Here is a 9189-nt window from a genome sequence, read left to right as displayed (position 1 = left end):
GGGCGGCGGGCGGCAGGCGGCGGGCACCGGGCGCTGGCGCAAGAGCGCTGCGCTCGTGCTGCGCCGATACGCGCATGGTGTGCCAGGCGCGCAGCGGCGCAGCATGCGCGCGCGGTGGGCGGGCGGCGCAAGGAGCGGGCGGCCGGCACGGACCGCAGAGAGGAGGCAGACTGGTGGCGTGGCACGAGCGAGGATTGACGACGGCGTGGGGCGCGCGGCGGTGCGCGAATACGCGGCGCAGCAGGGTGAGGCGAGCCGGGACATCCGTGCCCTGGCGGTGCGGTACACGCTGCAGCTGCTCGCCGAGAAGGCCACCGGCAACACACTCGAGGTTCGCGTGCCGCCGTTCGGGGCCGTGCAGTGCATCGCCGGTCCGCGCCACACCCGCGGCACACCGCCGAACGTCGTTGAGACGGATGCCCCCACCTGGCTCGCCCTCGCGACCGGAACGCTCTCGTGGGCTGATGGCATCGCATCCGGTCGCATCGCCGCCTCCGGTCAGCGCGCCGACCTGGTCGGGCACCTGCCGCTTCTCTGACGCCTCCCACCTCCGGCTCGGACGCGACTCCCCCTTCCTTCCTCGTGAACCTTCCCCGTCGTTGTGGTGCGGTGGCAGCATCGTCCGATCACAACATTTAGTGACTAAACTAATCCCTATGACAGTTATTGCTGTGTTCGGTGCGACCGGTAAGACCGGTCATCGCGTTCTGACGCGCGCTCTTGCCGCGGAATACGAGGTGCGGGCTCTGGTGCGTGAGCCGGCCAGGCTCGTCACCACGTCCCCGGCTCTGACGATTATTCGCGGTGACGTGTTGGACGCGGATGCCGTGGATCAGACGGTGGCGGGGTCAGACGCCGTGCTCAGCCTGTTCGGGCAGGTTAAGGGGTCGCCGCCGACGCTGCAGGCCGAGGGCACCCAGCTCATCGTGGACGCCATGGGGCGGCACGAAGTGAAGCGGATCGTCACCCTGTCGGGCGGCGGGCTATCCGCTCCACTGGACCGGCCCGGGCCAGCAGACCGCGTTATCAGGTTCTTGCTGAAGACCCTGTCCGGGCATGTTCTCGCCGATGCGGAGCAGCACCTCCGGGTGCTCGAGGCGTCCGGGTTGGAGTGGACGGTCGTTCGTGGTCCGCGCTTGACCGAGAAGCCGGGTGCTGGAACCTACCGGGTGGGATGGGTGGGCGTTGATGCGAGCACCCAGATCAGTCGAGATGATCTCGCGGACTTCATCCTCACCCAGGTGGAGGATCGCACCTTCATCGGGCAGATGCCGTTTATCAGCGCATGACACAATCGGCGCACCTGCTCACCTCGCACCGGTCCAGGCAGATGGGGGAGGTCCTGGCGGCGGTCGTTCGTCTGTCGCGGTCGATCGCGAGCCCGCGATCGACTCCGTTCGGCAGCACGGTCCTCACCCGCACCCAGCTGGATGTCCTCTTCGTCCTCGCTCACGCGCAGGACTCTGTCACTCCCGGCCGGCTTGCCGCACTGTTGCACGTCACACCGGGGGCCATCACCCAACTCGTCGACCAATTGCGCGAGCATGACTTGGTCGAGCAGTTCGCATCCGACCAGGACGGACGGGTGCGGCTCCTCAGACTCACCGGATCCGCGCGTTCCCAGGTCGAGGCGTTTGAAACTCTCGCGATAGAACGCTCCGCACCATGGTTCGACACGCTGACCGATGACGCTCTGACCGAACTCGCTGGACTGCTCGCACAGGTCACGGGATCCTGAGGGGTGTGGTCACCCTGACAGGCGCGACCGGGACGGTCGGCTCGGCCGTGGTGGATCGTCCACCGGCCGCGGCGGCCGCGGCGGCTGCCGCACGACGAGGTCCATGTTCGCGCTCCCGAGTACCGCAATCCCGTTCATCCGGGCAGGCTGGCATCCGCCGGGCAGAGCCAACGCACAGCCGCAGTACCGGTCTGGCGTGCGAGAATGAACGCGTGATCTCAGACCAACAGCCCGAGCAGCAGTCCGATTCCGGCGCCGGTGAGAGTGCGGGCGAATCGATCGTCGACAAGTCCACCGTCACCGTGCGGCGCTCGCCGCGCTTCTTCAATTTCATGCTCCTCGGCGCCCTGATCGGTGCTATCGCGGCCCTGGTTCTCACGATCGTGTTTCCCGAGAATGCCGAGTTCGGGGCTACCCAGGTCTTCGGATTCCTGTTGCTCGCGTTTCTCACGCTGGGCGTCGCCCTGGGTGCCGTCGTCGCCATCATCATCGACCGTGTCATCTCCCGCCGCGGGAAGACGGTCGTCGTCGATAGAATGACAGCTGTCGGTCCGAGCGATTCCGAGTCTCCGGATGCCGTATCGGACTCGTCGAATTCTGATCGGGACTAGCTCAACCCGCCCGTCCCTACAACACGGCTCACCGGACCGAGACGGAGAAGCTCCCGGTCACCCCACAACTCTCAGCACACATTTCCCCCGAGCACTGATAGTAGAAGAGGCACCGATTTGGCTGGCGGCGACGGACTTTTAAGCCATGATCTACTCCCCGGCGAGAAGGGGCCGCAGGATGCCTGCGGCGTTTTCGGCGTCTGGGCTCCCGGTGAAGAGGTGGCCAAGCTCAGCTATTTCGGCCTCTATGCCCTGCAGCACCGGGGCCAGGAATCGGCCGGGATCGCCACGAGTGACGGCTCGAAGATCCTGATCTATAAGGACATGGGCCTGGTTTCCCAGGTCTTCAACGAGGCCGCGCTGAGCACACTGATCGGCCACATCGCCGTCGGGCACACCCGCTACTCGACCACCGGGTCGTCCAGCTGGCAGAACGCCCAGCCCACCCTGGGCCGCACCTCGGGCGGCACGGTCGCCCTCGGCCACAACGGCAACCTCACCAACACGGCCGAGCTCCTCCAGCTCGTGCACGAACGCTACCCGAAGGTGGAGGGTGAGCTGGCCCGCGGCAACACCACCGACACCGCGGTGATCACCGCCCTCTTCACCGGCGATCTCGACCACACCCTCGAAGCCACGGCGCTCGAGATTCTGCCGCGTCTGCGCGGCGCTTTCTGCCTCGTCTTCATGGACGAGACCACCCTCTACGCCGCGCGCGACCCGCAGGGGGTGCGCCCGCTGGTGCTCGGCCGCCTCGAGCGTGGTTGGGTCGTCGCATCCGAAACCGCCGCCCTCGACATCGTGGGCGCCAGCTTCGTGCGCGAGGTCGAGCCGGGAGAGCTCATCACCATCGACGAGGACGGCCTGCGCACGCAGCGCTTCGCCGAAGCGAAGCCCGCCGGCTGCGTGTTCGAGTACGTCTACCTGGCCCGGCCCGACACCACCATCGCCGGCCGCGGCGTGCACGAGGCGCGGGTCGAGATGGGCCGTCGCCTCGCCCAGGAGTACCCCGTCGAGGCCGACCTCGTCATCCCGACCCCCGAGTCCGGCACGCCGGCCGCGATCGGGTACGCGCAGGCATCCGGAATTCCGTTCGGCCAGGGTCTGGTGAAGAACTCCTATGTGGGGCGCACCTTCATCCAGCCGTCGGAGACCATCCGCCAGCGGGGAATCAAGCTCAAGCTCAACCCGCTCAAGGCCGTGATCAAGGGCAAACGGTTGATCGTCGTCGACGACTCGATCGTGCGCGGCAACACCCAGCGTGCCCTGGTCAGCATGCTGCGGGAGGCCGGTGCCGCCGAGGTGCACGTGCGCATCTCGAGCCCGCCGATCACCTGGCCCTGCTTCTACGGCATCGACTTCGCCTCCCGCGCGGAACTGATTGCGACCGGCCTCGGCGTCGACGAGGTGCGCCAGGCTATCGGCGCCGACTCGCTCGGCTACCTCTCACCGGAGGGAATGATCGCCGCCACCGAGCAGCCGCCCGAACGCCTGTGCACGGCTTGCTTCACCGGGGTCTATCCGATCCCGCTGCCCGACTCGGCACACCTGGGCAAGAACCTGCTGGAACGTCCGGCCGCCGCCTCGAACGGATGCGACCCGGGCCCCGACTCGGAATTCGAGCCTCTGCTCGCCCCCACCTCACTGCGCCAGGAAGCACTGCGCGAAGAATCCCTGGTCAAACAGGGTAAGTCCTCGATCGGCGACCCAGGAAGACAAGAATGAGCAACGCATCCTATGCGGCGGCCGGAGTGGACACCACGGCCGGCGACCTCGCCGTCTCCCTGATGAAGGAGGCCGTGTCGAACACGCATGGTCCCGAGGTGCTCGGCGGGTTCGGCGGTTTTGCCGGCCTCTACGACGTCTCCTTCCTCACCGGCTACACGCGCCCGCTGCTGGCCACGTCAACGGATGGCGTCGGCACCAAGGTCGCGATCGCCCAGGCCATCGACAAGCACGACACGATCGGCCAGGACCTTGTGGGCATGGTCGTCGACGACATCGTCGTCGTCGGGGCCCGCCCGCTCTTCATGACCGACTACATCGCCTGCGGCAAGGTCGTCCCCGAGCGGATCGCGGACATCGTCGCGGGCATCGCCCGCGCCTGCGCCGCCACCGGCACCGCACTCGTCGGCGGCGAGACCGCCGAGCACCCCGGCCTCCTCGGCGTGGACGACTACGACGTGGCCGGCGCCGCCACCGGCGTGGTGGAAGCCGACCAGGTGCTCGGCGCGGAGAAGGTCCGCCACGGCGACGTCGTCGTGGCGCTGGCCTCTTCCGGGCTGCACTCCAACGGTTACTCGCTCGTGCGGCACATCCTCGCCAACCGCGGCATCGGCTACACCGACACGTCCGCCGCTTTCGGCGGTGTGGTCGGCGAGGTCCTGCTCGAGCCGACGCGGCTCTACACCGGGCCGCTGCTCGGCGTGCTCTCCGACCCGGAGCTCGCCGGCGTCGTGCACTCGCTCAGCCACGTCACCGGCGGCGGCATCGCGGCGAACCTCGCCCGCGTGCTCCCGGTCGGCGCCTGGGTGGAGGTCGACCGGTCGACCTGGTCGCCGTCCCCGGTCTTCCGGGTGCTCAGTGAACTCGCCGGCTCCTCGCTCGAGAGCTCGGAGGGCACCTGGAACCTGGGTGTCGGCATGTTCGCCGTCGTCGCGGCCGAATCGGCGTCATCCGTCATCGCCCGCCTCGCCACCGAGGGAGTGCCGGCCTGGGTGGCGGGCCGCGTGTCGACCGCCCCGCACGATCTCGCGGGCTTTGAGCAGGGTGCCAAGGGCGTGAACGGCGGCGCCGTGCGCCTGGTCGGCGGTTACGCGCTCTAGCAAGGCGCCCCGCCGGGCGGCGGGTGCGTGCAAATGGCCGCCATCGTTTCACCGATGGCGGCCATTTGCGCGCACCCGCTGAGGCACAGGGCCGCGGGGGAGCACAACTAGCCGAGCGTCAGGCGCGCTTTTGCTCGTCTTCGGTGGCGTAGTGGTCGACGTACTGGTCGTCGGCTTCGTCGTCGGTGTCTGCGTCTTTGCCGGGCTTGCCGGCCTCGTACTCCGGCCACTTCGCCAGGTCCTCGTCGAGGCGCGGGTCGGTGGCCGGATGCCCGGTGAGCTCGCGCTCAAGCGCGTTGTAGTTGGTGTCCGGGCTGAAGTACTTCAGCTCGCGGGCAACCTTGGTGTGCTTTGCTTTTTGACGGCCGCGCCCCATGCGAGACCCCCTAACGATGCCAGGCCGGGTGAGAGAAACGTCTCCCGGGAGTTGCCGAATATGGTGAAAACTAGCCGTCAGTTTAGCATGGCGGGCCGAACGGGCCGCGGATGCAAATCCTGAGCAGCGGTTCGCCGAGCACGTTCACAATCAGCGTTCCTTCACTGTACCTCAGCGGGAGAGAAGGTAGCCCGAACCACAGACCAGGAACCCGAGCAGGAGAGTGCCGATCAGGTTGACAATGCCCGCTCGCCGAAGCCCGGTGAGCGTCAGTTCGACGGTCTCGACGCTCCAGGTGCTGAACGTGGTCAGGCCGCCGCAGAACCCGGTCAACAGGATCAGTTGCACGTCGGCGGATACCGCGGCACGCTCGGAGAGACCGAGCACCACACCGCCGATCAATGATCCGGCCACGTTCACGATCAACACGCCGAGCGACAGCCGCCCGGGGCCGACGGGGAGGGCGCGCGAGACGAAGTAGCGGATGACCGCCGCCGCGCCACCGGTGACGAGGACGCCGAGGACCAGCCAGGTGCTCACAGAGTACTCCCGGCATCCGGAGTGTCCGGCAACACGCGGTGCCGAAGCTGCGCCCCCAGCTGTAGACCGAGGGCCGCGGCCCCGAACCCGAGCAGAAGAGTCGCCGCCAGGTAGAGCCAGCCGAGAGCCGGGAATCCGGCCGCGCCGAGCGCGACCAAGGACACCATGACGGCGGAGTAGGTCGTGAACGACCCGAGGACGCCCGTGCCGAGGGCGGCCTTGACCCAGGCCGGCAGGCCCGGGCGGGTCCACAGGCCGGCCACCAGCCAGCCGAGGATGAACGCGCCGATCGTGTTGGCGATCAGCGTGCTCGCCGGGAAGTCGGTGTCGGTGTGCGGGAGAGCCTGGTCGATGCCGAGTCGGAGTCCCGTGCCGACCATACCGCCGAGAAAGACGGCGGGAGCAAGGCGCATCCGTTACTTCCTCTTGCGGCGCCGCGCGGCGGACGGCCGCGAATTCGGCGGAACCGTGCCGACGACCGGCGTGGGCCGGATCGGGATGTCCTTGGTCGCCGGAGCGAGCGGGCGGCGCGGGATCGGGCGGGGGCGCACGGGCTCGCCGCGGCGGTCCTGGCCGGGCACGGGTCGGGAGCGCCGGCCGTAGATGAGCTCGGAGGAGTCGAGCAGCCACGGCACCAGGGCAATGGTGACGCCGTGCACGAGCATGAGCTTCTGGCGCAGCCGCCGGGCCTTGTGGTTGTGCAGCAGACCCTCCCACCAGTGGCCCACGATGTAGATCGGGGTGTACACGGTGACGACCTCGGAGCCGTGGTCCTCGCGCCGGTCCTTGATGTAGCTGATCAGAGGCCAGCTGATATCCCGGTAGGGCGACTGCACGATGCGCAACGGCACCTGAATGTTCTGCTGCACCCAGGCGCGTTTGAGCGCTTTGGTCTCGTCGACGTCGACGGAGATGTGTACGGCCTCGATGCTCTCGTGGCGGGCCGCGATCGCGTAGTCCAACGCCTTGAGCACGGGCTTCTGCATCTTGCCGACCAGCACGATCGCGTGGTCGCCCGACGAGCCGAACGTGGTGTCGGCATCCACTTCGATTTCCTTGGCGACGTCGCGGTAGTACCGGTTGACGCCGAGCATGAGGGTGAACAGCACAGGCATCAAAACGAAAACGAGCCAGGCGCCGTGGGTGAACTTGGTGATGGTGACCACGATCAGCACCACGCCGGTGAGCAGCGCGCCGAAGCCGTTGATCGACAGGCTGGCGATGATGGATGCCCGGTTCGGCGGGTTCGTCTTGAGCAGGGTCAGCCAGTGCCGCACCATGCCGGTCTGCCCGAGCGTGAAGGAGACGAAGACGCCGATGATGTAGAGCTGGATCAGCACGGTCAGATTGGCCTGGTAGATGACCAGGATGATGCAGGCGAAGAGGGCCAGCAGGAGCACGCCGTTGGAGTAGATCAGGCGGTCACCGCGGGTGCTGAGCGATTTCGGGGCGTAGGAGTCCTTGGCGAGCACCGAGCCGAGCAGCGGGAAGCCGTTGAACGCCGTGTTGGCGGCCAGCAGCAGCACGGCCGCCGTCGCGGCCTGCAACACGAAGAACATGATCGAGTTGTTGCCGAAGGTGGCGGCCGCGATCTGGGCGATCAGGCTGCGCTGCGGGGAGGTCGCGCACTCCTCCCAGCCGATCAGGTCGCACGGGTTCTCCGCGTAGTGCACCTTCGAGAACAGGGCCAGCGCGGTCAGGCCGACGAAGAGCGTGATGGCGATGCCGCCCATGAGCACCAGGGTGCGCTGGGCGTTCTTGACCTTCGGATGCTTGAACGCCGGCACCCCGTTGGCGATCGCCTCGACGCCGGTGAGCGCGCTGCACCCACTCGCGAAGGAACGCAGAAGTAGCAGGATGAACGCCGACTGGGCCAGGCTCTGGGCCTCCACGTCGTAGTTCGCCGACTCGGCCATCGGGGTATCGCCGAGGGCCACCCGGGTGAGGCCCACGACGACCATCAGCAGCACGCTGGCGATGAACAAGTAGGTGGGGAAGGCGAAAGCCTTGCTCGACTCGTGCACGCCGCGCAGGTTGACCGCCGCGAGCAGGATCACGAAGAAGACCGCGAACTCCACCCGGAACGGCGCCAGGCCCGGCAGTGCGGAGATGATGTTGTCCACGCCGCTGGCCACCGACACGACCACGGTCATCACGTAGTCGACGAGCAGGGCGGACGCGACGACGAGGCCGGCCTTCTCACCGAGATTCTTGTGGGCGACCTCGTAGTCCCCGCCGCCGGACGGGTAGGCCTTGATCAGCTGGCGGTACGACGCGACGACCACGACGAGCAGCAGCACGACGCACGCCGCGACCCAGGGCGCGAAGCTGAGAAAGGCCAGCCCACCGAGCGTCAGGATCATCAGGAGCTCCTGCGGAGCGTACGCGACGCTCGACAGCGGATCACTCGCGAAGATGGGGAGGGCGAGGTGCTTGGGCAGCAGCTGGCCATCGAGCTTTTCGGTCGAGAGCGGGTCGCCGATGATCCACCGTTTCGGTGAACGTGTTTCTGGTGCCTGGGGGGCTCCCTCTGGTGTCACGAGGGACGACATTACTCCCTTGGATTCCCCTGTCAAATCCAGGGGAGTCGGCCGCCGCGCGGGCGCGTCGGGCTCGTCCGCTCACAGAACACCCGCGCGGCGGGCGAGGGTGTTCTGTGGGGGGTGCTGGTGCACCGCTCCGGGCCGGCGGCCGCGCTACCGGTGCAGGGCGGCGAGGATGTCCGCGCGCACCTCGACCAGGCGAGCCCGCAGTTCCGGCACGAGCGTGGTCGGCACGCCGGACCGTGTGGCAGCCTGGCGCAGGTCCGCGCGCAGCTGCTGGCGGAACTCGTTCAGCACCAAATCGGCCTCATGCAGCGCCCGGTTGGACTCGAGACGTGGGTCGGGCGCCGAGGCTGCGGTGGATCCCGGATCGCCTTCGACGGTTCCGGCGCGGGCACCTGTTCCGTCGAATGTGGTTCCCGATGTGCTGCCGCTCGCTGCCGATTCCGCTGCGCCGGTCTGCCATCCCGCTCCGGCCGAGGCTGACGCTGATGCGGCTGCCGCACCGGCTCGGGCCCCGGCCGCGGCCCCGGCTGCCGCGCCGGCGGCGGCCCCG

10 protein-coding genes and 1 pseudogene are annotated in these 9189 nt (G+C 68.1%); 6 read left to right on the top strand and 5 right to left on the bottom strand.

Features of this window, described 5'->3' with window-relative positions; translation table 11 throughout:
- Positions 1 to 178 precede the first annotated feature (178 nt).
- The 6 genes from E3O18_RS02260 to purM all read left to right on the top strand — a co-directional run bounded on the left by E3O18_RS02260 (position 179) and on the right by purM (position 5174).
- Positions 179 to 538, top strand: coding sequence for a sterol carrier family protein (locus E3O18_RS02260; RefSeq protein ID WP_134395219.1), 360 nt, complete (start codon positions 179 to 181; stop codon positions 536 to 538).
- A 118-nt stretch (positions 539 to 656) separates the two neighbouring features.
- Complete coding sequence (locus E3O18_RS02255) at positions 657 to 1289, top strand: SDR family oxidoreductase (protein WP_134395218.1); 633 nt, start codon at positions 657 to 659, stop codon at positions 1287 to 1289.
- Positions 1286 to 1738 (top strand): MarR family transcriptional regulator, encoded by a 453-nt coding sequence (locus E3O18_RS02250; RefSeq protein ID WP_134395217.1) that lies wholly within the window; start codon positions 1286 to 1288, stop codon positions 1736 to 1738. Before E3O18_RS02255 ends, E3O18_RS02250 begins: the two co-directional genes overlap by 4 nt.
- A gap of 212 nt (positions 1739 to 1950) precedes the next feature.
- Entirely contained in the window at positions 1951 to 2349 is a 399-nt protein-coding gene (locus E3O18_RS16230) for a hypothetical protein (RefSeq protein ID WP_174722071.1), read from the top strand.
- Positions 2350 to 2466: 117 nt separating this feature from the next.
- Positions 2467 to 4074, top strand: coding sequence for an amidophosphoribosyltransferase (purF, locus tag E3O18_RS02240; RefSeq protein WP_241976678.1), 1608 nt, complete (start codon positions 2467 to 2469; stop codon positions 4072 to 4074).
- Positions 4071 to 5174, top strand: coding sequence for a phosphoribosylformylglycinamidine cyclo-ligase (purM, locus tag E3O18_RS02235; protein ID WP_134395216.1), 1104 nt, complete (start codon positions 4071 to 4073; stop codon positions 5172 to 5174). Before purF ends, purM begins: the two co-directional genes overlap by 4 nt.
- Positions 5175 to 5292: 118 nt before the next feature.
- Here the strand turns inward: purM and E3O18_RS02230 are convergent, their stop codons facing one another.
- From E3O18_RS02230 to E3O18_RS16015, 5 genes and pseudogenes are all read right to left on the bottom strand, one after another.
- Positions 5293 to 5550, bottom strand: coding sequence for a DUF3073 domain-containing protein (locus tag E3O18_RS02230; RefSeq protein WP_134395215.1), 258 nt, complete (start codon positions 5548 to 5550; stop codon positions 5293 to 5295).
- 171 nt (positions 5551 to 5721) lie between these two features.
- Positions 5722 to 6090 carry a CrcB family protein gene (locus E3O18_RS16020; RefSeq protein WP_166784868.1) on the bottom strand — a complete coding sequence of 123 codons (369 nt, stop codon included), beginning with the start codon at positions 6088 to 6090 and terminating at the stop codon, positions 5722 to 5724.
- Positions 6087 to 6503, bottom strand: coding sequence for a CrcB family protein (locus tag E3O18_RS02220; RefSeq protein ID WP_134395213.1), 417 nt, complete (start codon positions 6501 to 6503; stop codon positions 6087 to 6089). Before E3O18_RS02220 ends, E3O18_RS16020 begins: the two co-directional genes overlap by 4 nt.
- A gap of 3 nt (positions 6504 to 6506) precedes the next feature.
- Positions 6507 to 8642: an APC family permease gene (locus E3O18_RS02215; protein ID WP_241978097.1), complete on the bottom strand. Its 2136-nt coding sequence runs from the start codon at positions 8640 to 8642 to the stop codon at positions 6507 to 6509.
- A 144-nt stretch (positions 8643 to 8786) separates the two neighbouring features.
- A pseudogene (locus E3O18_RS16015) lies at positions 8787 to 9189 on the bottom strand (hypothetical protein); the annotation flags it as partial.

It is taken from the genome of Cryobacterium sp. TMT2-42-4 (assembly GCF_004402645.1).
GTDB lineage: Bacteria > Actinomycetota > Actinomycetes > Actinomycetales > Microbacteriaceae > Cryobacterium > Cryobacterium sandaracinum.
This window is presented reverse-complemented; position numbering and strand designations above follow the sequence as displayed.